Origin of the sequence: Fischerella thermalis PCC 7521 (assembly GCF_000317225.1) — a bacterium.
GTDB lineage: Bacteria > Cyanobacteriota > Cyanobacteriia > Cyanobacteriales > Nostocaceae > Fischerella > Fischerella thermalis.
Map to the genome: position 1 here is coordinate 1 of NZ_AJLL01000049.1, position 25,312 is coordinate 25,312.

Here is a 25,312-nt window from a genome sequence, read left to right on the forward strand (position 1 = left end):
TTGTTAATTCATGACGCAACAACCGCGTCAAACTAAATAAACTCAGAGGCGCTCTCTAAAGGGGGCGCTTTTGAGTTTATAACCTGGTAATAGGTAATGGTAAAAACCAATGACCAACAGCGAAGCATTATATTGTAAGCAATTAGCCGAACTTGATATTACTTGAGTTCAATACTCGTGAAATTTATTTCTTAGCGGACGAAAAAGTAGGTGCAAGATCTCAGTTAGCAATTTTTGCTGATGTTCCCTTATGGGATCGCACTTTTTGCTCTAGTTAGTAACAAAACAAAATCAACATTATTTTTTGTGTTGAAAATGTAGTGAACTACTAAATAGGACTTACGCAGTGGTTACGGTAAAACGAACCGCAAAGGACACAAAGAACGCAAAGGAAAGAGGCTTTCAGAGGTTTTTTGCGTAAGTCCTCCTAAATTATTTATGAAAGATAAAATCTCCGACTTTGCAAGAGTTGTTGGAGATTTGAGGTTGGTGGCTGGAGAATTAATTGATACTTAATTTATATTTAAAATTGACTTAATTTTGCTTTTAAGTTTCATTAATCTAAAATTAAGAGACTGATATAGTTACACAAAAAATTAAATCAAAAATTATCTAAATTACTTAAGGATATTAGGTTAAGTCGAAAAAATATTCAGAAGTAATAAAACTAACATGACCAAATCTAAAGAGATAGTCAAAACTATAAACTTCAACGACTCACAGTATTACTTTAATCGTGAATTAAGTTGGTTAGAGTTCAATCGTCGAGTTTTGCATGAGGCGTTAGATCACCGTACTCCTTTACTCGAAAGGCTTAAATTTACGGCTATCTTCAGTTCTAATTTAGATGAATTTTTCATGGTTCGTGTGGCAATACTTAAAGATCAAGTGCAAGCACTCCTAAGCCAACGAACTCCAGATGGACGCACGCCACAGGAACAATTAGAAGCGATCGCTCAACTTTTGCGTCCTATGGTGGTAGAACAACATCATTTGTTTGAGAAGGTGCTACGCAAAGAAATGGCATCTCACGGTATCCATCTTCTCAATTACCCGGACATCACTAGAGAACAGCGTTTTTACCTAGAAGAATTATTTAAACAACGAATTTTTCCGGTTCTTACACCTCTAGCTGTAGATCCGAGTCATCCCTTCCCTTTGATGGCAAATCTCAGTCTCAACTGGGCGGTAGTTGTCAAAGATCCAGTTACAGGAGAAGAAAAGTTTGCTAGAGTTAAAGTCCCCAATATTCTGCCTCGATTTATTGCCTTACCCAAAGAATTAGAAACACAAAACGGCAAATTAAACCATTGGACTGGTATACCAATTGAACAGGTAGTAGCTCATAATTTAGATGCCTTGTTTCCAGGCATGATCATTAAAGAATATCACCTGTTTCGATTGACTCGTAAGGCTGACATCTCAGTAGTAGAAGAAGAAGCAGATGATTTGCTACTAGCAATTCAACAAGAATTACGCGGGCGACACTTTCGTGGTTCTGTAGTGCGGTTGGAAATTCAACCATCAATGCCCAAATCTTTGCGAAAGATGCTGATGCAAGAAATGGAACTGTCTGCAAGTGATATCTATGAAATAGATGGTTTAATCAATTTAAAGGATTTAATGTCTTTCATGGCTTTGCCATTGCCTGAACTTAAAGACAAACCTTGGACACCTGTAATTCCATCTCGTCTGCGTCATTTTCATCAACCAAGTAATATTAGTCAATTAGACGAAGCAGAAAATATTTTCTCTGTTATTCAGCAAAATGATTTGCTAGTACATCATCCCTACGAATCCTTTAGCGCTTCTGTAGAACAATTTATCGCCCAAGCTGCCCGTGATCCTCAGGTACTGGCGATCAAAATGACACTTTATCGCACTTCTGGGGATTCTGAAATTGTGAGTTCGTTGATTTCTGCGGCAGAAAGTGGTAAACAAGTTGCTGCCCTTGTAGAATTAAAAGCCCGTTTTGACGAAGAAAATAATATTAATTGGGCGCAGAAACTAGAAAAATCCGGTGTACATGTCGTTTATGGATTGGTAGGATTGAAGACTCACACCAAAATAGTGCTGGTGGTACGTCAAGAAGGAGAGAGGATTTGCCGTTACGTCCACATCGGTACTGGTAACTACAATCCCAAAACAGCCAAATTATACACTGATTTAGGACTGCTGAGTTGCCGAGAAGAATTAGGCGCAGATTTAACAGATTTATTCAATTACCTAACTGGCTATTCTTGTCAGAATTATTACCGCAAGCTACTAGTGTCCCCCGTAACTATGCGCGATCGCATGATTGCCCTGATTCGCCGTGAAATCGAACATAGCCAAAACGGTGAAAAGGGTCGGATCATCGCCAAAATGAACTCCTTGGTAGACTCCCAAATCATTGCTACCTTGTACGAAGCATCACAAGCTGGTGTAGAAATTGACTTGATTATTCGGGGTATATGCTGCTTACGTCCCGGTGTTCCCGATGTCAGCGCAAATATCCGCGTCATTAGTATTATCGGTCGCTTTTTAGAACACTCACGAATTTTTCACTTCCACAACAATGGACACGATGAAATATATATCGGTAGTGCTGATTGGATGCCTCGCAACCTAGATCGACGGGTGGAAGCCGTGACACCAGTGGAAGATCCAAAGATTTTACAAAACTTGCAAAACATTCTGGAAATCATGCTGGCAGACAATCGCCAAGCTTGGGAACTAAAATCAGATGGTTCTTATATCCAGCGACATCCTGGCAAAAATGAACTAGAACGTCATAGCCAAAATATACTCATGGGAATGGCATCAAAATCATGAAAAATCAGAGATGGTAAACAACAAACTCCAAAACTCCGCGTGCCTTTGCGTTTCAAAACACTATGATTTTCCATGTATGCATGACATCGTAAATATGTAAAAATTAAAAACTATGCATATCTGCAATCAGGTTTACAAGTCTTGCAACCACAGACCTGATCCCAAATAAGCCCAAATCACGCTGAAACAATCTACCATGAAGGCAGTATTCGCTCGAAGTCTCCCTCGTAACGTCTGGTTTTTGGGCTTTGTCAGCCTGCTAGCTGATGTAAATTCCAAGATGATTCAATCTGTCCTACCCTTGTTCTTGGTTTCTGTTTTGGGAACAAATCTGATTACGGTAGGGTTTATTGAAGGCATAGCCGAATCAACTGCCTCTGTATTAAAGGTGTTTTCTGGCGCACTCAGTGATTATTGGGGACGACGAAAGGAACTGGCAGTGGCAGGATATGGGCTATCTACCCTAGTGACTCCACTTTTTGCCCTCTCCACAAGTCCGGCTTGGGTACTAGTGGCTCGGTTTTTAGACCGGATCGGCAAGGGGGTTCGGGTTTCTCCCCGTAATGCTTTGGTTGCAGATGTTACTCCCGTTGCACAACGTGGTGCTGCCTATGGATTGCGACAATCCTTAGATACAATCGGTGCTTTCCTTGGGCCCTTAATTGCAACGGCGCTATTGTTCCTGTCTGCCCAAAATTTTCGCTTAGTATTTTGGTGTGCAGTGCTTCCGGGTATAATTGCGATCGCGCTCTTGGTGTTTGGAGTACACGAATCCCCTCAAGTTTCAGAAGCAAAACACAATCCTCTTCAATGGAGCGCTCTCAAAAGTTTGGGTAAAGATTACTGGATGTTAGTCGTGGTAGCGCTATTGTTTAACCTGGGTAATTCCAGTGATGCATTTTTATTGCTACGTGCCCAACAAACAGGTATTCCTACATCCCTAATCCCCCTGAGTTTTGTTGTTATGAATCTTACCTATGGCTTGAGTGCTTATCCCATTGGTGTGTTATCAGATCGGATTGGGAGAGTAGGATTACTAATTGCTGGATTTACTCTGTTTGCCTTTGTGTATCTTGGCTTGGCTTTTGCTCAGACACCTTGGCAGATTTGGGGACTTTTTGCACTTTATGGTTTGTACTTAGGCAAAACTCAAGGTTTACTGTTGGCTTTAGTTGCTGATCAAGTGCCAAATACCTTGCGTGGTACTGCCTTTGGACTGATTAATCTAGTAACAGGTGTGGCAATTTTGCCCGCTAGTTTGTTTGCAGGAATATTATGGCAAAAAGTTGGTTATCAAGCGACATTTATGCTTGGAAGCGTGTTAGCGATCGCTGCGATTTTGGTCTTGGTACTGAGTTTTAGGTGTAATCACAAGTTTTTGTAGACCTCGCCATCATTTTCTGCAATAGCACGACGCAACTTTTCAGAATTAATGGCATCTTCTGGGGCTTCTAATCGTTTGAGGTCTTCTAACCCGATAATTGCAACTACTGCTTTACCGTGTCTTTCAATTACAATACGTTCCCGTCCATACTCGACACGATTTATTATTTCTTGGAGATTGGTACGGGCTTGTGTTGCACTGATAGAATTTGTCATTTTAAATAAAATGTACAAAATACATATTTTGTACATTTTATTACAGCTATTTTCTTAGCCATCGAAACGTGGTAGATTCCGAATGCCCGGATTTTTGAGTACTGCAAATTTGCTACACAATTTATTTGTTGATTCTCAAGGAAAAGGCTGAATTTTCAAGGATTTAGAGGCTATGAAACCTGTTGCCAATATCGATAAGCTGTATATGCCATCGTCACAACCCCAGTGACGATCGCTGATTCATCGATTTCAAATTGGGGATGGTGTAGTGGGTAGTTAATAACCCTATCTTTAAAACCCACACCTAAACGAAACATACTACCAGGAGAGCGTTCTAAATATACAGAAAAATCTTCCGCACCCAGAGAGGGTTCGGGTAAAACTTGCACGCGATCGCTTCCCCAAGCTTCTTCTGCGGATGATTGCAATAACTGTGTCAGGAAGTAGTCATTTTGGACACTAGGAATACCCTGGCGATAGTTGACTTGATATTTTGCACCGTAGGAATTACAAACACTAGCAACTATTCTTTCAATCCAGTTAGGTAAGTTAGCACGGGTTTCAGGATGGAGCGATCGTACTGTTCCTAACAATTGGACTTTATCAGCTATTATATTCGGCGCTCTACCACCGTTTATTTTTCCTATGCTCAATACTACCGGACGCAAAGGATTCTGGGTGCGGCTAATTGCTTGCTGTAGTGTGGTAATAACTTGCGAAGCTATCCAAATAGCATCTATTGCTTCGTGGGGACGAGCGCCATGACCTGATTCGCCCATAATAATAATCTCTAAATCATCAGCCGCCGCCGTCAACGCGCCATAACGTACACCAATTGAACCTGCGGGGATAGAAGGGAAAACATGAACACCCAATATACCACTAACTTGATCCATTGCCCCATCTGCTACCATCCAGCTTGCCCCCTGGGCAATTTCTTCGGCTGGCTGAAATAAAAATCGTACCTTCCCAGAAATCTCCTCGGCAATTTGAGCCAAGATCATGGCAGTTCCTAAACCAACTGTGGTGTGAACATCATGACCACAAGCGTGCATAATACCTTCTATAAGGGAGGCGAATTCTAAACCACTACGTTCCTGTATGGGCAAAGCATCCATATCAGTACGAATTGCCAAGATCCGTTTATCCTCGCCTGTACCTTGTAATTCTCCAATTACACCTGTTTTACCTACTCCTTCTTGTACATGCAGTCCACTGGAAGATAAAACTCCAGCAACAAACGCAGCTGTTTGGTACTCTTGACCACTTAGTTCTGGATGAGAGTGGATGTGACGACGAATTTCTATTAGGCGCGGAGCTATGGTTGTTGCTAAATCTTTAATACGGCTAAGCATTTTTCAATTATTTTAAAGTCTTTAGTTTAATGATAAAGAAGTGTTAACCGACCAATAACTTTTAGCCCACACCAATAAGTGTTGCTGAGCCAAGTTATTGTAAAATAATTGACAAATACTTTTACATTGAAAGTACTGCACAGTCAAGAGTAATTTAGCTCGTTCTCGGTATTTAGCTCTTGACTATGCCAATTTTAGATTTTGTGAAAAGCATTCCGGAGCTAGGCGACTAAAAGTTGCAGCTACACACACAAAACCCACCTTCGTGGGTTAAACTCCTTGATTTTGAGTTGATCCACGTAGGCGAACGCGTGTTTGTATAGCCGCAATTTCTAATTGTAGGGCTAGGTGCTTTTCAAGACAGCCATTCATAGGCGATTTGCCCACAATGAGCATATGAAAATATGATTCTTCCTACACCCCTACAACTACTTTCAAGCCATTTATTCAGTGTCACTCTGCAAAGCAGGTCGAGCCATTGATATTGTTATTGTTAAATTTATTACACTGCCCCGCTGAGAAACGCTGTAAAGACCACCAATAAGGCTTATTAGAAGTGATCACGCCATTAGGTAGAGTGGTGACTCGGAAGTTTGCGCCTCGATAATTAGTCAATTGTTCTCTAGCACCTTTGAGGTTCGCACCTTCTAGATTAGCACCAATAAAACCAGTAAAACTCAGATTTGTATTGTCCAAGGATGCTGCTTTTAGGTACGCTCCTGTAAAGGAAGTCCCTGTGAGATTCGCTCCGGTTAATGTAGCACTTTCCAGATTAGCACTTGTGAGATCGGCATTTGTGAGATTAGCACCAGTTAAAATAGCTGTTTTTAAGTTAGCCCCGCGTAAATTTGCTCCAGTCAAATTCAATCTACTTAAGTCAGCACCACTTAAATCACACCGAGGACAAGAACCTGTTGCTTTTAACTGGTCTAAATCTAGTTGATTAAAAGCAAAAGCCTGGTTTGTTAATCCTATAAAAGTTAACAAAGTCGCTGTGGCAATAATCTGGCATTTCATGTTTTTTACAGTATTTATAAAGTTGAGAATTCACTTAGGTGATGTATTGTTATCATTATATGACTGATGCAAAAATTTATCGGTATAAAGCAGATATCAAGGAACTGTAAAACTACTGTAAAATCTCACAATTTCCCTGGTCAAAACCAGACAAAGTTCATACAATGAAAAAATCAAACTTTATACTGAAACTCTATAACGAAAATATTACATTCCCCCAAGCTGGATTAAACAATAGGCAAGGGGGAATTCTTATTTTTGGTATGAAAATTTACAGGGATAGAGGACTGGAGAGGTGGGGTGATGGGGTGATGGGGAGAATAATATGGTCACTAATTCTCCCTTGTCCCCCTTCCCTTGTCACCTTTTCTCCGACTCGACCCCTGATCGCTTGTCAATAACGCCAGCCCAACAAGCGCAATCCAGGCACAACTAGGTAATGACTCACTCCCAACCAAAAACTAACCACAACGCCTACAAAGCCAAAAAAGCCTATTTTCCACAATAATTCAGGCAAATGATGGGTAGGGCTAAAAAAATCGTTGAATATGGTCGGTGGTAGTCCCAAATAAAGCAAAAATGCAAACGGTAGCGCTGTACCAAAAGCAGTAACCACAGCATGAACTAGATGATGGCTACGCAGACCTAAGCCCAGGGTAAGCAGTGAAACTGCGGCTAAAATCAATGCTACTAATCCTTCACCATCTTCTTTTGGTGTGATTAATTGTAGAATCAACCAGCCAAATCCATAGCCAAAAATTCCCATCAGTGATGCCACTAAAAACCGTCGTCGCTGACCATAGCCTCCGGCTGTCACTATTCCCCATGCAGTACCAAACCCAGCACCAGCAAACAACAGGATCTCTGATCCCGATATAGAGTGACTGTTTCCTAGCAGGGGGGATAACTGACTAGACAAAAATTCGCCAACTTCTTTTCCCCATTCTGTGCGATAGGCTAAAACATAACCAGAAAAAGTACCCGCAGCAGCGCCAATACTGGTGAGAATCATTGTCCAAATTGTATCTAGACAAGCTCGGAAAACTTGAGCGATCGCGCCGAATACGAAAAGAATAATTTGAACAATGCTTTGAGCAGAATTAACAACAGAGTTTTGAATTTGTTTTCTAAAATCAGATAAAACTCCCAGAATCGGAGATAATTTAGTGTTGGCGATCGCTACAGTTACACTACCAGTATTTGTTCCAACACGATTTGGTAGTGCCTGAACAATCTGTGTCAAACGTCTTTGAAGAATCACCGTATTTGCTGGACGCGATCGCGCTTCTTCCTGCATCATTTCATCTAGCAAATCTGCTAATTGCGGGTCAACATTACGTTGCGATCGCCAGTGCAACTCGCCTGTTAAGGGATCTTCTAAGTCCACCGGATGCTTACCCGTCAACAACTCAATCATTGTCCGCCCCAAAGCATAAAAATCAGCACTAGGTTCAACATGACCACCCAGCACTTGTTCCGGTGGACTGTAACCAGAAGAAAACAACTTTGTAGATCGTGGCTGAGAACCAATATTGGCTGCACCAAATTGTTTTGCTCCACCAAAATCAATCAGTACCAGCTGACTCTCCCATTCCCCCCGTTGAGAAGGGGGAGTACGCAGCATCAAATTAGAAGGCTTGATGTCACGATGAATAATATTGCGTTGGTGCAAGTGGTGTAAAATTTCCACAGCTTGACTTAACCAGTTCAACACCAACTCTGGTGGACATCCTTGAGGATATTGCTTGTATAGTATTTCCTCCAAAGTCTGACCATGAATTTTTTCCATCACCAAACAAGGCAAAGTCTGTTGTCCCTTACCATGAACCCAAATGCGTTGAAAATAACCATCTGGATCGACCCTGGGAACACCTGGATGTCGCAACTTGCTTAAAACCGCCGCTTCTTGGGCAAACAATTCTCGTGCTTTCGGTGATTCTTCTACCAACACTTTCAGCACTTTTTCTGTTTGTGTCTTTTGATCCCAAACTGTGTAAATTTGGGCAAAACCTCCCGATCCCAAACGCGCTGTCGGGACATAACGGTCTATCAGCTGTAGAGGCGCACCACAGCAACTACAAAATTTGTGTCCCCAAAGCTGGGGATAGGGACGCAGACAGTCTGGATTGATGCAGTGAATTTCACTAGTGTTGAACACAACCGCTCAAAGACAATGGCTGATGTTGATTATAATCAGGAGCCGGGGTAATGGGGATAGGGGAAAGGGGATTGAATTAGGGATCGGGGATTGGGGACAACGGGGACAAGGGACAACGGGGACAAGGAGGACAAGGAGGACAAAGAGGACAAGGAGGACAAAGGGGAATTAGTGACTATATTATTCTCCCCATCTCCCCACCTCCCCACACTCCCCACACTCCCCATCTCCCCAGTCCCCACCTCCGGTCCCTAACAACTAAACCCATCCCAGGCTATGGGAAAAGTATGTTCTAAGACGGAACAAAAGTCTTGATTGTTGCTGTTGGTTTCCTCGTCCAAGACTTTGACGACCTTGTTATAAATTTCTTCTGCTTGTTGAGGAGAATCGCCAATGCTGGTTAAACCTAACTTGCCAAATTGGGAAAGACAACCCATCAGATGAAAAACTGTGCCTGTTTCTGTGCCAGTGTCAAAGTGCAGCCTGTGATGGGCGATGATGTCCATTAAGTCGTTGGGTAAGAGTCCTTGATAACGGTCTTTTTGGAGGTTGTCGGTGGCGATGTAGTATTTAGGACGTCCTTGCTGGGAGTAAAACAAGCCTGTGGAAAAGTCGTAACGACCGTTAGTTAATAGTTTTAAGGTCATAAAGGGGTGGGTGGTTCCGCCTTTACGTAGGTTAATTTCTATTGCTTGCATATCCCATTGTCCATTGCCTTGGTCAACAGCGATAAAATCGACGCCAAATCGTTCGAGTGCGCCTTTTTCTGCAAGTTTCATCCCAATTTTGGTTCCTAACAGTTGTAGCTGTAGACGATAAGTTTCATCCGCAGGAAATCGACAACCAAGGTAAACTTGTCCGTCAGGACCGCCAAGAATTTGGTCATGGGTAGAAAGAATTTCTACTTCGCCAAGAGGTGTGATCCGTCCTTGGACACTGGGCGATCGCTTGACTTCACCCTCGACAAACGCTTCTACAATTGCCCCTAACTCACCAATTCGTCCCGAAAAGTTTTCCCATGTTTCTTGGCTAGCTTGAAAACGGATATGGGGTAAGCGATCGCTAATCGCTGCTAAGCGTTCGCCATGGGAACCACCAGGAGGTGCAATATCCGCAATTGGTCTTAAGTCTAATAGGGCATTTCCTTCTCCCGATATGCCCTCGTTCAGCTTAACCACCATTCTTTTTAAGTTTGGCTGGCGTTCCCACAACTGCACGGCTGCTTCTTCCAAATCGGCAACACTCTTAACTAAATCACTGCCATCTGGATGTGGCACTCCGGTTTCTGCAAATATTTGACGGCTACCACTTTTTGTTCCCCAAGTCTGCAATTGTGGTGCAGCAGCATACAGTGGTACACCCAATTTTACAGATAACTCTGCTTCTAATGGTGTGGAATTATAGCATATCATAAATGATTTGTCTAGCCTTAAGGCTTGACGAATGCGATGGAGCAAGCGGGGACGTTCTAAAATTTTTTGACTGAGGGGTTTTAGGGAAGAATCATAGGTGGATAGTAATAGCAAGCGATTGCGAGCGTGGGAAAATGGGATTCCCGGCAACAGCTGTAAATAATAGTCGATAATACTGGGGTGCAAAGGCACAGATGTCACGTAGATGAGACGATTGCGGGGATTCCACAAACGAATAAGTGAGAACAATAATCGCTCTTCGTAGTGTTCGTAACCTTCGACTTTTCTAAGTTCTCGCTGATCGATGCTAAGAGAGGGAACAACTAATATATCTACATCACTGCTTTCGCTAGGGCCTTCAATACTTTGCCAGCGATCGCGTAAAGTTAACTGAAGACATTCAAATGAGTCAGTTTGCTCTAAATTAGTAATGTTAAATATTTGCATAATTTTACCCCTGCTTTGCTCCTTCAGAGGGATTGCTTAATTTCAGATATATCCTAAGGAATAATTGATTGCGATTGTATGCAATACTTCTTTGAAATTGTTTGGTTGATTGCTGAAATTTTACGATGTTGCACGTAAAATTTCCGTGAAAATTAGATATTGGTTATTGGGATCAATATATAGTAAATCATCCATTAATCAGGCCTAAAAAACAAGAGTTAAGTTTATTGCTTAAGTTATACTTAGAAGAAATAATTTTGCTTGCATAAATTTACTTCTCAAGATTGAGAGATTTTTATTTTGTTTATATCTTGAGAATGATAAATCACAATAAGTTAACAGTTAATTTAATTACTGAGAGGAGCGATTTATTAATCAGGTAGAGTCGTGTAGTGAGGTTCCCTTGTCAAATAAAGAGCGTGCTTTTGGTGTGAGGATAAAATATTTTGTTGGCATACTTTTGCTCCGGCGGCAATTAGTAAGCTAAACATTATCTAGAGAGTAAAACAATAGCTCGCCAATGACAACAGGGTGTAGTCGTAAGAACTAAACCTTGGATTGAATTTTCGATCCAAGGTTAGTTTTTGACTAATAGTTAGTAGTTAATAGTTAGTAGTTAATTGGAACAACCAACAACCAAAGGAGAAATGTATGCCAGAAAAAAAACCATTACAACCACCACAACACCAAGAAAAACAACCAGGAATAGAGTCAGAAATGACGCCCAAGCCAAAAGCAGATGATTCTCAGTATCAGGGAAGTGGCAAATTAAAAAATAAAGTGGCACTAATTACAGGCGGAGATAGTGGTATTGGGCGTGCTGTAGCGATCGCTTTTGCAAAAGAAGGTGCAGATGTAGCGATCGCTTATCTCAATGAACATAATGATGCTAAAGAAACTAAACATTTGGTAGAAGCACAAGGACGAAAGGCAGTTACTATTTCTGGCGATATTGGTGATGAAACCTTTTGCCAGCAGGCTATCCAACAGACAATAGATGAATTTGGCAAGCTTGATATTCTTGTCAATAATGCTGCGGAACAACATCCCCAAAAAAGCATTGAAGATATTAGCAAAGAACAACTAGAACGGACTTTCCGCACAAATATTTTCTCAATGTTTTTCTTAACTAAAGCAGCATTGCAGCATCTGCAAGAGGGCAGCAGTATCATTAATACGACTTCTGTTACAGCTTACAAAGGTAGTCCAGAATTGCTTGATTATTCTTCGACAAAAGGTGCGATTGTTGCCTTTACTCGTTCTCTATCGCAAGGTCTAGTAGAAAAGGGAATTCGCGTGAATGCTGTAGCTCCTGGTCCAATTTGGACACCTTTAATTCCTGCTACTTTTCCAGAAGATAAAGTGGCAAATTTTGGTAAACAAGTACCAATGCAACGAGCAGGACAACCAGAGGAAATTGCTCCTAGTTATGTATTTTTAGCATCCGATGATGCTTCTTATATAACTGGTCAAGTCCTGCATACGAACGGTGGTACTATCGTCAATGGTTAAATGTTTATTAGTTGTTTGTTCATAGTTGTTTGTTGTTTGGATGAAAACAATCAACAACCAACAAATTCATTTACCTTTCATTTGAGAGATGAGCTAGCCTTGAACAATTGATAATATAGCAAAAAAGATTGAAATCAATAAAAACTGTCTATTATGTCATCTCAAACACGTTTACATGGTACGGAATTAGTAGATTGTGCTAGAGCAAATGCCAAGCAGGGAATTGAAACTGCTGCTTATCAGTGTGGCTATGGTGATGATTTGAATACCTTTGCCCAAGAATTAAGAAAAGCTTGTGAAGAAATGAACTTGCAAGCTAAGGAACTTACTGATCTGATTATTGATCAAGACATGATGCTGAATTTGGGTGAAGGTGAAATTGTAGCGCCTGATAGCGATTCACAACTTTAACAGTTATCAGTTATCAGTTATTAATTTTATAATTTTGATAACTGTTAGCTGGCTTAACTCCTGACCTAAAACAACTCTGTTAAGGCACTCATACATTTAAGATCATCCTTGCTAGATTGAAGTAAATTAATACACCTAAGACATCCACTGCTGTAGTTATAAATGGTGCTGACATCAACGCCGGATCTAAACGAAATAGGCGAAACAAAAACGGTAGTGCGGAACCAGAAACAGAAGCCAAAACCGAAATTGCTACAAGACTGCTACCAACTGCGATCGCTACTGGTAAATTCTTTTGCAGAAAGAAAGCCCAGATAGTGGCGATCGCACCTAGCATGATTCCCAGCAACGCACCCGCCAACCCTTCGCGGACAACCACTTGCAACGGACCTCCCAGGGCGCGAATTTCTTCGGTATGCATCCCGCGAATAACGACTGTGGAAGATTGAGCGCCGACATTACCACCTGTACCCGTCAACAGGGGAATAAACGCCGCTAACACGACCACTTTTGCCAAAATATCTTCTTGGGACTTAATAATTGTGCCGGTGATCGTGTTGGTGATCAGCAAAACAAACAACCAAAGTACCCGCTTACGAGCCACTGTCAGCAAATTAGCCTGGAAATAGCTGTCACCATCAGATTGCACACCACCACCCACAGTATAGATATCCCTGGTGTTTTCCTCTTGTAAAATATCAATCACGTCATCAACGGTAACAATACCCACAAGCCGCTCTTCTCGGTCTACCACAGGTACAGCTAAAAAGTCATATCTTTGGATCAATCTGGCTACTTCTTCTTGATCTGTATCTGTATGGACAGACAGGACATCGCGAGTCATGATTTCGCCTATTATCTGCTGTGGTTGAGCTGTCACCAACTCCCGCAGCGATAAAATTCCCGTCAAGCGCCTAGCTGCATCCGTGACGTAAAGATAGTAAATCATCTCGCTAGCATTGGCTAAGCTGCGAATCCGCTCTAGAGTTTCTGCGGCGGTAAAATTTTCTTTCACAGAGATCAACTCCGGGGTCATAATTCGTCCAGCAGTACCAGCTTCGTAACCCAACAGTTGCGCTGTAGATTCCCGTTCGGCTGGACTCAGTTGTTCTAAGAGACGCTTGACAATTTTTGCTGGTAACTCATCGAATAACTTGGCTCGGTCATCCGGTGACATTTGCTCGACAATCTCGCGGACTTCCTGACTTCTGAGTTCTTCTATTAATCGTTCTTGTACACCGTAGTCAAGATATTCGTAAACTTCGATCGCCTCATCTTTGGAAAGTAAGCGAAAAGCGATCGCGTGCATTGCTTCTGGTAATCCTTCTATAGCCTCAGCAATATCTACAGGCTGCACGGGGACTAAAATAGCTTTAGCTCCACGTAAGTCTCCTACTTCCAACAAACTTTGTAATTGCGCTCGCACTAGATCCCGCAATTCCCTGCGTGACACATCTTGGAGAGTAGAGGAGTTACTATTTGGAGTTTGCATAGTGACAACGAAGGTGATGCGATTGTGTATAGTTTGCCCAATTTCAACATGGGAAAATAGATTTTACATTGATCCCGGATTTTGCGATCGCAACCACTTTCACAGATCCAATTTGAATCAAACAACCCCCAGTAGAGGGGAAAGTGGGAATGGGAAAAAATAAATTTATTGAAAGCGGCGGGAAACCCTATCTCCTCGTGGGTGGGGAGGAAAGCCGCCCCGCTGCTTTGGTAATGGGTAATGGGCAGAAATGTTGAATGTTAAGAAAAGTTAGATAAAAATAGCCCAAAATATGGTATTTTTGGGCAAAGGATTACAATATATTAGTTTGATTGTGATTATAAATTCATTTCCAACAATTGTCAAAGACATCCTGAAAAGCCTGCCAAAAAATGATTATCCGCTATTGAACAGTCGTTTATTCTTTGAGTGCTGGCTATCGTATGCTCTAGATAACAGTTTAACAAGTATGCGAGATTTATTTAAACGATTAAATAACACAGGATTTGATGTAGATATTTCTACTTTTTCTAAAGCCAGTTCTCACGACGCACACAAACCATGTCAAGAAATTTATCAGAAATTAAATGCGCAATTGCAAAAGAAATCTCATAAAAAATTACATGATAAATATGCAATTTGTCCAATTGATTCAACAATGGTTACTTTAACCAGCAAGTTGTTATGGGTATTAGGACATCATCAAGTTAAGCTTTTCAGCTCTTTCAATCTATCTACTGGGAGTCCAGAAGATAACTTCATCAATTTTGGGCATGACCATGATTATAATTTTGGCTCAAAAATGATGTTTGGTTTAGCAACAAATGCTATTGGAGTAATGGATAGGGGTTTTGCTGCTTTAAAATTTATTCAAGAATTATCTCAAGAAAATAAATATTTTGTTTTGCGAATAAAAAATAATTGGAAGCTAGAATTTTCCGACTCAACTGGATTAATTAAAGTTGGTACATCTGATGATGCCCAAGCCTATAGAGTTATTAGTTTTTGTGATTTAGACACGAAAACAGAGTTTCGCTTGGTGACTAATTTACCTACTGATGGAGACGCAGCAGTTACTGATGATCAAATTAGGGATATTTATCGCTTACGTTGGGGAGTTGAATTGCTGTGGAAGTTTCTAAAGATGCATTTAAAGCTTGACAAATTAATTACCAAAAACGTCAATGGTATTACCATACAAATTTACATTAGTTTAATAGCATATTTGATTTTACAGCTTGTATCTATTCCCCAGCAATGGGGACATACACTATTATATAAATTTCGTTATTTACAATCCTGTATGTGTCAAAAAATCAGTTATGTTCATTGGCTTGAGGAGATAATTTTATGTTGACTATTTTAGGATTTTTAGAGATAGTTTAATCAAATATGTAAAGTTTTGTATCGACATGCAACTTTTCTGATGCAGACAACCTTACTATTATCTGTCTTTCAACGCAGGCAGGTGGTTAGCGATCGCCTATTTCTTCCTGATTCATTCCATGCATTTTATGCCTATTTTGTCAATGCGTAAGTCCTGAAATAACCATTACCAATTACCCATTACCCATTACCTACTGACAACTTTTTGATAACGGCTGAAAACCTCTGCTAGAATTGCAACTTAATACTTTCTTTGAACAACTCTCAAAAGGGCTGTAAAATGTTCCTGCAAAATGGTTAATTGATCTGAGTCGATGGAAAAGGCAGTTAATCGTGCTTTCATCATCGCTTGTTATTTACTTGCCAAACAATATTCTCTCAAGGTAGTTTAAATAGTGTCAATCTAATAACTGCGTGAAAACACCATTTTTAATGTAGAGGTGAAAAATCTTGAGTTATTATTTTTCCGTAAGTCTTCTTTAAAACTTAATATTTGTGTATATAAGAACTTAGAGATCATATTAAATTCATCATGTCAATATGGTTAAGACTGCCTATTTACTTCACCCCTCAGTGCTAATTGTGATATCTAAAAATTTATATCTACTTCTTAATTTGTTTTTATATCTTAGGGTATATGACTTATTCATAAAGTTATGGAAAAATTTATTACCTTCTAACACTTAGTAAAAATGGTTGCTATTGATAGATCGGTTTTAAACTAAGAAGTACTCCTTAAAATACTTAGAGTTGATAAAGAAATCAAATAGAAAATGAAATACTTCTAAAATTTACACTTACGTCTTTCTACTCTTGCTAAACTGACAAATCTTATCTAAATATGGTTTAGCGATCCTAAAGCTAGTTTATTTATTAGTAATCTCAAACCTGCTTACTGAAGTTAAATAATACCTGTGCCTGTGCCTAAACTGCCTTCTGAACCTACCGACAGTAATAGTAGTGCCACAACAGATGTTACTCCAGTTGTGGCGCTGAAAGAACTCGTGGCAAGGCTGCACCGGGAGCAAAACAAAATCCAAGATTTGCTGAGTTCTTTAGGATTTGCCCTGAGAAGCTTCAATAACTTAAACCAGTTTTTGGAGTTAATCCCGCTAATGGCAACAAGAGTAACAGACGCAGATGGTAGCGCCCTGTTTCTCTACAAACCAAATGGTCAAGTTAGGCTAGAACAGCTACACTGGCAGGACAGTCGCCAAAGAAAAAATATCCGTAAAGCATTAGAGACAGTAAGTAGTCAAATTACACATCAGCAAAATGTATCTGGGCTAGCAACTACCACCAGTATTTTAGACGCCCAGATGCATTACCATTTGGGACCGGATGTACAAATCTTTGGTACGGCAATTCTAGTCAAGCATTTAGAAAGGGGATGGCTTTATGTTTTAAGCCGCGATCCTGACTATGGATGGACAGAAACCAGACAAAAGTTAGTTAGATTAGTCGCAGATCAAACGGCAGTCGCAATTGAAAACGATGAATTGGCTGTAGAACTAAGGAAAAAAGAACGCTTAGACCAAGAATTAGAAATTGGTGCCGAGATTCAACGGCGATTATTACCACGTCAATGCCCTAGTATTCCGGGAGTAGTTCTGGCTGCACGCTGTAAACCAGCAAATCGTGTAGGCGGAGATTACTACGACTTTGTTCCTACCAATCACAACTTAATTTTGCCGCCCAATGCCAGAGAAACTGCGGAATCTGGTCGTTGGGCTTTGGTAATTGGTGATGTGATGGGAAAAGGAGTCCCCGCAGGTCTGATTATGACTATGATGCGGGGAATGCTACGGGGCGAGGTGTTGCATAGTAACACCCCAGCACAGATTTTGCAAAACTTAAATCGAGTCATGTATGCGGATTTAGAAAATTCTAACCGCTTCGTCACCTTGTTTTATTCAGAATATGACCCGAAAACCAAGCTGTTATCCTACAGTAACGCAGCACATAACCCTCCCATGTGGTGGCACGCCAGTACAAAAACAGTGACGCGTTTGGATACTCTGGGGATGTTAATTGGTTTGGATGCTAATAGCCAATACGAAAATGGTCAAGCACAGTTAGAGCCAGGAGATACAATTATTTACTATACAGATGGCTTGACCGATGCCGCAGCTGCCAGTGGCGATCGCTTCGACGAAGAAAACCTCGTTCGTGAATTCAGCCTTGCTTGTAGATATTGTAATGGCCCAGAAGAAATACTAGATTACTTATTTGAGCGAGTGCAACAATTCATCGGTGCTGAAAAACAGAACACCGATGATATGACGTTGGTGGTATTGCAAGTTAGTAATTAGTTAGTTGTTAGTTGTTAGTTATTGGGTGTTTGTTCCAATCAACAATCAACATTAAAATACCGTCGTCCACCCTTCCTCTTGAGTATCTTTCTTGGTGTAGGAAACACCATCCACTTTAATACCTTCTTGATTGAGAAGAGATATGGTTCCACCTTTGTTGGAAAACTGAACATCTTTTCCACTCAAAGGCACTTTCACAACTCCACCAGGTTCAATTTTGAATCCATCTAAACTGGCTTTTTGTTTGAGTTGGTTAACGATCGCCCAACCTGTTAAATCTACTTTTTTCGGTGAAGGGTTAATTAAAGTGATTGATTCTTTGCCGAAATCTTCTCCACTAGGATTAAGTAGGGCAGCAATAATTTTTACCTGTGGCTTGACTACTGGAGTATCCGGTATTTCTGGTTCAGCTCCCACATTTTGATCGATGGGATTACCTGTTTTGTCATCTGTATGGAAAGACTGAGATTGGAATGCAAAAAAGGCAGCAACCCAATACTCTTGGGAACTAGATTTATAGTGAATTAATAACGCTCCATCTTGATAAACCCCATTATCCTTGGTAAATCTACCACTGCTGCCTTGATTCATGTGTATGTCATGAACGCCTCTACCTGGTTGGAAACCAAATATTTTATCAGGCTTATCTTCTGGTCCCCAGGGTTCACCAAAAACGTAGATATCAGCTTTCGTTTCAATTGCCCTTTGAATATATGAGTCAATAAACTCATTGAGGTCGTTATTTTCTCCAGGAACAGTATAGGGCAAAGCTTTCATCTTATTGACTTTAAACAAATTGCCCCGGATGTAATCCAGGGCAATTCCTCCAGCTTGTCTTTGAGAAACTTCAATTTTGTTGAACCCAAAGTCTAATTTTTTCAGCTTTTCAGTAATGTAGTGTTCAAAATTACTATCGATTAAGTACAACAAATCATAGGGTTGCTGAACAGACCGAACGTTGATTGCTAAGCGATAGTTAAACTTACCGTCTTTGGCATGTACTTGATAGTGTGGAGTATCATCGTCTAATTCCATCTTGCCAGCGATCGCATGACACTTTAATACACCGTAATCTTTCAAACCCATAAATCTTGTCCTTGTGATGAAAATGACTAAGTTTTTTGTGTTGCTTACGTTTAGTGATCAGCAATCAAGTCTTATATCTAGTTTTGGAATAGCAAAGAGCGATCGCTATTCCAATAACGGTTTCAGATTTTACTCTGTTTTTTTATTAGTAACCTGAGTATTGAAATTAGTTAATCGTATTATTAATTACAATTGTTTACTTGTTTTTACATCATTATCCCAAATCATAACTTGCAATGATCAAACACAGCAGTACCCCCAACGGGTAACATTTATCGAGCAAAAAGAGTTCACCAGAGGGGCTAGGGTTTTTAAACACAACTTGGTATCAGTTATGGAAGCATCAGTTGCTTAATTTTTTTCAAAACTTAACAATATTTAGGACGATTTGCGAACACAGTATAAAAAATTGGCAACATTAGCAAAATACAGACAACAATAGCGATAGCTAGACGTGGAGTTCTGTTAAGCCTATGCAGCCAATTCGTACATTTAATGTCTCACCTTCTTTGCCTGCGCGACTCGAACCACTACGCAAGCTGGCATACAACTTACTTTGGGATTGGAACGTTGAAACTAAAGATTTATTTCGCCGTTTAGATCCTGATTTATGGGAATCTAGCCGTCATAACCCTGTCTTGATGCTAGGAACCATCAGCCAAGCACGGTTGTTAGAAGTAGTGGAAGATGAAGGCTTTTTGGCACAAATGGATCGTGCTGCTTTGCAGATAGAAGACTATCTCAAAGAACGCACTTGGTATGAGAAAACGAGGGACAAGGGATCGGGGACAAAGAACTGGGGACAAGGAAGTAATTCTTCTCCTTCGTCTTTCCCCAATTCCCAATCGCCGATCCCTAATACCCGATCCCCGGAATGCTACGCCTATTTTTCTGCTGAGTTTGGACTTGTGGACTGTTTGCCTATCTATTCAGGGGGCTTGGGTGTACTCGCTGGAGATCATTTGAAGTCTGCCAGTGATTTAGGGCTTCCCCTGGTCGGTGTGGGTTTGCTGTACCAGCAAGGCTATTTTGCCCAGTATTTAAATGCTGATGGCTGGCAACAAGAGCGTTACCCGATTAACGACTTTTATAATATGCCTTTGCATCTAGAACGCAACCCGGATGGTTCAGAACTGCGAATTACAGTGGATTATCCAGGGCGCACAGTCTATGCTAGGGTTTGGCGTGTGCAAGTGGGAAGAGTGCCATTGTACATGCTGGACACCAATATTGAACCCAACAATCCTTATGATCACGACATTACAGATCAACTGTATGGTGGTGATATTGATATGCGTATCCACCAGGAAATAATGTTGGGTATTGGTGGCGTCAGGATGTTGAAAGCGTTGGGGTATAACGTCACCGCTTACCACATGAATGAAGGACATGCAGCGTTTTCTGCCCTAGAACGTATCCGGATTTTAATTCAAGAACAAGGGCTGAGTTATATTGAAGCGAGGCAAGTGGTAGCTTCTACAAATATATTTACCACCCATACACCAGTACCAGCTGGAATCGACTTGTTTCCACCAGATAAAGTTTTGTACTATTTGGGACACTATGCAGAAATTTTTGGTTTAAGTAAAGACGAATTTTTAGCGTTGGGACGAGAGAGTACGGGTGATTTATCTTCGCCTTTTAGTATGGCAGTGCTAGCGCTGAAGATGGCAACATTTTCTAATGGTGTGGCGCAGCTGCACGGTACGGTGTCAAGACAGATGTTCAAGGGTTTGTGGACCGGTGTACCAATCCAAGAAGTGCCAATTACTGCTATTACTAACGGTGTTCATGCCCGTAGTTGTGTAGCTAAATCAACTCAAGAGTTATACGATCGCTATTTAGGTCCAAATTGGTCATCAGCACCAGTGGATCATCCCCTGTGGGACCGGATGAACGCGATTCCCGATGAAGAGTTGTGGCGAAACCACGAACGCTGTCGCTTGGATATGATTTTGTATGTGCGGGAGCGCTTAGTCAAACATTTACGCGATCGCGGTGCATCTCCTAGCGAAATTGCCCAAGCCCAAGAAGTCCTCGATCCTTACGTTTTAACGATTGGCTTTGCCCGTCGCTTTGCCACCTACAAACGTGCTACTTTATGGATGCGTGATATAGAACGCATCAAGCGGATTTTATTAGGTAACAAAGACCGCAAGGTACAATTTGTCATTGCTGGTAAGGCACACCCTAAAGATATTCCTGGCAAAGAACTTATCCGCGAAATTAATCATTTCATCCGCGAAAATAATTTGGAAAAACAGATTGTGTTTGTTCCAAATTATGATATACATATTGCCCGGTTGATGGTGGCAGGTTGTGATGTCTGGTTAAACACACCCCGTCGCCCCCGAGAAGCCTCTGGTACTAGTGGCATGAAAGCAGCGATGAATGGATTGCCAAATTTAAGTGTACTTGATGGTTGGTGGGATGAAGCGGATTATGTCCGCACTGGTTGGGCAATTGGCCACGGGGAAATTTACGATGATCCCAATTATCAGGATGAAGTAGAAGCAAACGCTCTGTATGACATCTTAGAAAAAGAAGTCGTAGCGTTATTTTATCATCGCGATGCGGACGGTTTGCCCAGACGCTGGGTAGCCAAAATGAAAGATGCTATCCGATTAAATTGTCCCTTATTTAACACTGCGCGAATGGTGCGAGAGTATGCACAAAGAGCATATTTCCCTGCAAGCGATCGCTACCATATCCTGACTGGTGATAATTACGCTCCTGCCAAAGAACTGGCTGCTTGGAAATTAAATCTCGGTGAACATTGGTACAATATCACCATCAAAGATATTGATGTCTCTGTCGGCCCTGATATTGAGGTTAACCAAACTGTTACTGTTAAAGCCAAGGTTGATTTGGCAACTCTCACAAATAACGATGTACAGGTAGAACTGTATCAAGGTGCAGTAGATGCCAGTGGTGAGATTGTCAACGGTGTACCACTAGTAATGGAATACCAAGGAGAAGATGACCAAGGTTTAAGTATTTACAAGGCTGATGTTTTGTATACTACTTCTGGTTTGCAAGGATTATCTTTGCGTGTACTACCTAAACATAAGTACCTTTCTAGTCCTTATGAGCCAAGGTTAATTTTATGGGCACAGTAAGTAGTGACTAGGACGAGGGAAGGAGGATAAGGGAGAAAATTCCTCCCCCTCTCCCCGATCCCCTATCCTCTGGGGAACAACTATGTAACCTGTGGTGCGATCGCCTAGTACTAGGTTACGTTGTTCTCCCCAATACCACCAATATGCTGCTACGTAAGCGCAGATTAAGCTATCTAGTTTGTCTTCGGCTGCTTTGAGTGCTGCGCCTTTGGTGGGGATTTGGGGGAGAAGTGAACCGCGAAGGCGCAAAGTACACGAAGAAGGTTCTAAGGTAGGTAGGGTTTGTGTAATGTGATTGTAGAGTTTGATCAGTTCTTGGCGGCGATCGCTCAGGCGTCCTTTTTTATACTTGAGGATGCGTTCTAGGTTGAAGAGATGGACAATAGCAGGGTGGGGAAAGACTTCGATTTGATATCTGCCGGGTTTTTGCGGTTCGATGGTGGGGGCGTGGGCGAAGCCACGAGATTCTAGCTCTAAGCCAAAGTTGACGGTGCGTTGGGCGAAGGGAAGATTAAGATTGGCGGGGTAGCAACCGGCGTGGTATTTACCGAAGTGTTTATGGGTGAGTTTGTCGGGGAGGCGGCTACCGGTGGCGTTGGGGATGAGAGTCGGGGCGTCTACGGCGATGACGGCACTTTCACCTGGTGGAACGCAAGTATCGACCCAGTTGAGGATGTCTGCAATTGCTTCTTTGCGATCTAAATCGAGGATTTGTAGTTGCTGATCTGCCCATTCTATGCAGCATAGTCCACTTGGTTGCGATTTCCAGCCTAAGTCAATGCCTAAAAATTTCATCGGTTTTATCACCAGGTTATTTTAACTGGATACTTTGCTATCAAAGGATCACAACTAACTAAAATTATATTTTCGATATTTGATTGAGTAACTAATAATCTATCAAAAGGATCTTTGTGATGGAAATGTAATGCGCAATTACGAATTACGAATTATCAATACAACTAAATTCGCTCTATACCAAGGAGCCAGAAATCTCTGACAAGGAAATGGCAGCCTTAGCGCAACATGGTAATGGGCGATCGCAATAAGTACCCACGTCTTTATTTTGCAATAAAAGTTGCAAAATTGTAATAAATTTGTTAAATTTAATTTATGTGATGCCCCAAAAACAAAAAGCAGAACTTATAAAAAGCGATTTAGTGGCTGAAGAATTCGGTAGGCTGAACAACTACGCCATCGAACCTAACAATAACGTGATGGATCAGCTTCAGTTTGGCTTTAACTCAGTATGCAGAAAAATGAACGGAGACGTTAGCCATGATTGGTTTTGTTTCGTTCCTGGTTCTAGTAGTCCTGACTAAGCATACACAGGCTTCTAACAAATTGAGCTTCACTAGATATCCTCAACACTTTTGCAAAATATAAGGATGAAACTAATGAGAACTAATGTTGGCTTGACTAATCCCTCTCTGCTCAATCCCGTTGTCTTCAGATCCAGTTTCAATCACTTTGAGAAAATCAACGCAACTCAAGCTTGGTCACTGTTTTTCACTGGAGGTAAAGAAGATAAGGCACTGGGCCTAAGCTCCACAATAGGTCGTTTTTTCAACCTTAGCTTGATCGCGATCGCTATTGCAAGTATCTTCTGGACTTTCTGTCTGCGACCTTTTTAAACGAGCATGGAGACGAGAAGCAGAGTCATTACCAAAATTAACTCCCAGGAAACTGTTATGACCCAGACAAACATCACCTCGCCAATAAACGAAAACCATAAGCGCAATTCTTGGCTTTGGGGATTCACACCCCAGACTGAACTCTGGAACGGTCGTTTAGCCATGATTGGCTTTATATCTGCCGTCCTGATTGAAATGTTTTCCGGTCAAGGCTTCCTTCACTTCTGGAGTATTCTGTAAGTCAGCAGTTGCTGTAACAAGAATCAACAGGTTAATTTGAATCAATTCATGTAATTTCGTTCTGGAGATTTTGAAAAATGTCGTTTACTATCGAATCTGCACGCTCTATTTTTCCTGAAACTGAAGTTGCTAATGCAATTCCAGCTATAGTTGAATCATTCAATCAGCTCAGTGCTGAGGATCAGTTGGCTTTACTTTGGTTCGCCTATACCGAGATGGGAGTTACAATCACTCCTGCTGCTATGGGAGCAGCCAATATGGTCTTCGCAGAAAAAACCTTGACTCAAATCAAGCAGATGTCTGCTAGAGAGCAAACGCAAGTGATGTGCGATCTGATTAACCATGCTGACACTCCTATCTGCCGTACATATTCATCTTTCGGCACTAATGTCAAGTTGGGCTTCTGGTATCAGTTAGGCGAGTGGATGAAACAAGGAATCGTTGCTCCGATTCCAGAAGGTTATAAACTGTCTGCACAGGCATCAGATGTCCTCCAAACCATCCGTCAACTTGAAGGGGGTCAGCAACTCACCGTATTACAAAATATAGTCGTCAACATGGGGTATGCTCCAACAGTTAGCGCCCAAAAAGTTAAAGAACCTGTGGTTCCACCTAAAGATATCGCACCCCGAGCTAAAGTTAGCATTGAGGGCATCGACAACTTGACAGTCCTCAGCTACATGGAGAATATGAACGCCTTTGACTTCCAAGGGGCTGTGGCTTTATTTGCTGAAAATGGTGCCTTGCAACCCCCTTTCCAAGACCCAATTGTCGGTCAGGAGAACATCCTCGCCTATATGCGCGAAGAATGCTATGGACTCAAGCTCATACCAGAGCGGGGGATATCTGAGCCAGCAGAAGGAGGATTCACCCAGGTTAAAGTGACGGGTAAAGTGCAAACTCCCTGGTTTGGTGACAGTGTTGGCATAAATCTAGCATGGCGGTTCTTGCTCAATCCGCAAGGTAAGATTTTCTTTGTGGCAATTGACGTGCTGGCAACTCCCCAGGAACTACTTAACATGGGCTTTATCCAGTAGAACATGTTTAGGGTGTTTTGGGATGTGGATCCGACAAGTTCCTCAATTTAGTTCTTAAATGCTAGAGATTTTTATGAATTGGGTCAAGGTGCTTGCTCAAGATCCCCTCCCCCAAGATGCGCGCAAGGCTCTGACAATTTTTCCAACCCGTGTAGAAGAAGGCAGTGTCTGGGTGGGTCTAGAAGGGTAGAGTTGGTAAATACTCTGTTAGAAAGAGGTTATTGAAGTAGCGCCCAACCCATTTACATCTGCATAACCCTCCAAACCTCTAAAACAGGGGGTTT

19 protein-coding genes are annotated in these 25,312 nt (G+C 41.5%); 10 read left to right on the forward strand and 9 right to left on the reverse strand.

Annotated elements, in window-relative coordinates; genetic code table 11:
* Positions 1-672: 672 nt before the first annotated feature.
* Positions 673-2,814 (forward strand): polyphosphate kinase 1, encoded by a 2,142-nt coding sequence (gene ppk1 / locus UYK_RS0111100; RefSeq protein WP_016871410.1) that lies wholly within the window; start codon positions 673-675, stop codon positions 2,812-2,814.
* A 196-nt stretch (positions 2,815-3,010) separates the two neighbouring features.
* Complete coding sequence (locus UYK_RS0111105) at positions 3,011-4,198, forward strand: MFS transporter (RefSeq protein WP_016871411.1); 1,188 nt, start codon at positions 3,011-3,013, stop codon at positions 4,196-4,198.
* On the opposite strand, the gene UYK_RS0111110 is transcribed toward UYK_RS0111105, so the two are convergent.
* The 5 genes from UYK_RS0111110 to UYK_RS0111140 all read right to left on the reverse strand — a co-directional run bounded on the left by UYK_RS0111110 (position 4,183) and on the right by UYK_RS0111140 (position 10,802).
* Positions 4,183-4,413, reverse strand: coding sequence for a type II toxin-antitoxin system Phd/YefM family antitoxin (locus UYK_RS0111110; RefSeq protein WP_016871412.1), 231 nt, complete (start codon positions 4,411-4,413; stop codon positions 4,183-4,185). The two genes, UYK_RS0111105 and UYK_RS0111110, sit on opposite strands and share 16 nt — an antisense overlap.
* Positions 4,414-4,583: 170 nt before the next feature.
* Positions 4,584-5,768 (reverse strand): M20 family metallopeptidase, encoded by a 1,185-nt coding sequence (locus UYK_RS0111115; protein WP_009459406.1) that lies wholly within the window; start codon positions 5,766-5,768, stop codon positions 4,584-4,586.
* Between the two features lie 453 nt (positions 5,769-6,221).
* Positions 6,222-6,785 (reverse strand): pentapeptide repeat-containing protein, encoded by a 564-nt coding sequence (locus UYK_RS0111125; protein ID WP_009459404.1) that lies wholly within the window; start codon positions 6,783-6,785, stop codon positions 6,222-6,224.
* Positions 6,786-7,179: 394 nt separating this feature from the next.
* A complete protein-coding gene (locus UYK_RS0111135; protein ID WP_009459403.1) occupies positions 7,180-8,943 on the reverse strand; it encodes a serine/threonine protein kinase in 1,764 nt (587 codons plus the stop codon).
* Positions 8,944-9,194: 251 nt separating this feature from the next.
* Entirely contained in the window at positions 9,195-10,802 is a 1,608-nt protein-coding gene (locus UYK_RS0111140; protein WP_016871414.1) for a peptide ligase PGM1-related protein, read from the reverse strand.
* A 651-nt stretch (positions 10,803-11,453) separates the two neighbouring features.
* Here UYK_RS0111140 and UYK_RS0111145 point away from each other — a divergent pair.
* Both UYK_RS0111145 and UYK_RS0111150 read left to right on the forward strand, forming a co-directional pair.
* Positions 11,454-12,314 (forward strand): SDR family oxidoreductase, encoded by an 861-nt coding sequence (locus UYK_RS0111145; protein WP_009459400.1) that lies wholly within the window; start codon positions 11,454-11,456, stop codon positions 12,312-12,314.
* 153 nt (positions 12,315-12,467) lie between these two features.
* Complete coding sequence (locus UYK_RS0111150) at positions 12,468-12,725, forward strand: hypothetical protein (RefSeq protein WP_016871415.1); 258 nt, start codon at positions 12,468-12,470, stop codon at positions 12,723-12,725.
* An 88-nt stretch (positions 12,726-12,813) separates the two neighbouring features.
* Here the strand turns inward: UYK_RS0111150 and mgtE are convergent, their stop codons facing one another.
* Complete coding sequence (gene mgtE / locus UYK_RS0111155; RefSeq protein ID WP_016871416.1) at positions 12,814-14,217, reverse strand: magnesium transporter; 1,404 nt, start codon at positions 14,215-14,217, stop codon at positions 12,814-12,816.
* Between the two features lie 334 nt (positions 14,218-14,551).
* Here mgtE and UYK_RS0111165 point away from each other — a divergent pair, with 334 nt between their 5' ends.
* Positions 14,552-15,574, forward strand: a complete 1,023-nt coding sequence (locus tag UYK_RS0111165; protein WP_026086440.1) for an IS4 family transposase — start codon at positions 14,552-14,554, stop codon at positions 15,572-15,574.
* Between the two features lie 943 nt (positions 15,575-16,517).
* Positions 16,518-17,915, forward strand: a complete 1,398-nt coding sequence (locus UYK_RS0111170) for a PP2C family protein-serine/threonine phosphatase (protein WP_009459396.1) — start codon at positions 16,518-16,520, stop codon at positions 17,913-17,915.
* 51 nt (positions 17,916-17,966) lie between these two features.
* Here the strand turns inward: UYK_RS0111170 and UYK_RS0111175 are convergent, their stop codons facing one another.
* Positions 17,967-19,001, reverse strand: coding sequence for a DUF2278 family protein (locus tag UYK_RS0111175; RefSeq protein ID WP_009459395.1), 1,035 nt, complete (start codon positions 18,999-19,001; stop codon positions 17,967-17,969).
* Between the two features lie 473 nt (positions 19,002-19,474).
* Between UYK_RS0111175 and glgP the strand changes: the two genes are divergently transcribed.
* Complete coding sequence (gene glgP, locus UYK_RS0111180; RefSeq protein WP_009459394.1) at positions 19,475-22,120, forward strand: alpha-glucan family phosphorylase; 2,646 nt, start codon at positions 19,475-19,477, stop codon at positions 22,118-22,120.
* On the opposite strand, the gene UYK_RS0111185 is transcribed toward glgP, so the two are convergent.
* Entirely contained in the window at positions 22,106-22,915 is an 810-nt protein-coding gene (locus tag UYK_RS0111185) for a DUF429 domain-containing protein (RefSeq protein WP_009459393.1), read from the reverse strand. The two genes, glgP and UYK_RS0111185, sit on opposite strands and share 15 nt — an antisense overlap.
* 599 nt (positions 22,916-23,514) lie before the next feature.
* On the opposite strand from UYK_RS0111185, the gene UYK_RS27240 reads away from it, so the two are divergent.
* A complete protein-coding gene (locus UYK_RS27240) occupies positions 23,515-23,751 on the forward strand; it encodes a hypothetical protein (protein WP_009459390.1) in 237 nt (78 codons plus the stop codon).
* Here the strand turns inward: UYK_RS27240 and UYK_RS26540 are convergent.
* Positions 23,659-23,850 carry a hypothetical protein gene (locus UYK_RS26540; protein ID WP_162138639.1) on the reverse strand — a complete coding sequence of 64 codons (192 nt, stop codon included), beginning with the start codon at positions 23,848-23,850 and terminating at the stop codon, positions 23,659-23,661. The genes UYK_RS27240 and UYK_RS26540 overlap by 93 nt on opposite strands.
* Here UYK_RS26540 and UYK_RS27245 point away from each other — a divergent pair.
* Entirely contained in the window at positions 23,809-23,991 is a 183-nt protein-coding gene (locus UYK_RS27245; RefSeq protein WP_009459389.1) for a high light inducible protein, read from the forward strand. The two genes, UYK_RS26540 and UYK_RS27245, sit on opposite strands and share 42 nt — an antisense overlap.
* A gap of 77 nt (positions 23,992-24,068) precedes the next feature.
* The gene (locus UYK_RS0111205) at positions 24,069-25,028 is read left to right on the forward strand and encodes an orange carotenoid-binding protein (RefSeq protein ID WP_009459388.1); all 960 of its coding nucleotides are present in this window, start codon (positions 24,069-24,071) and stop codon (positions 25,026-25,028) included.
* Positions 25,029-25,312 lie beyond the last annotated feature (284 nt).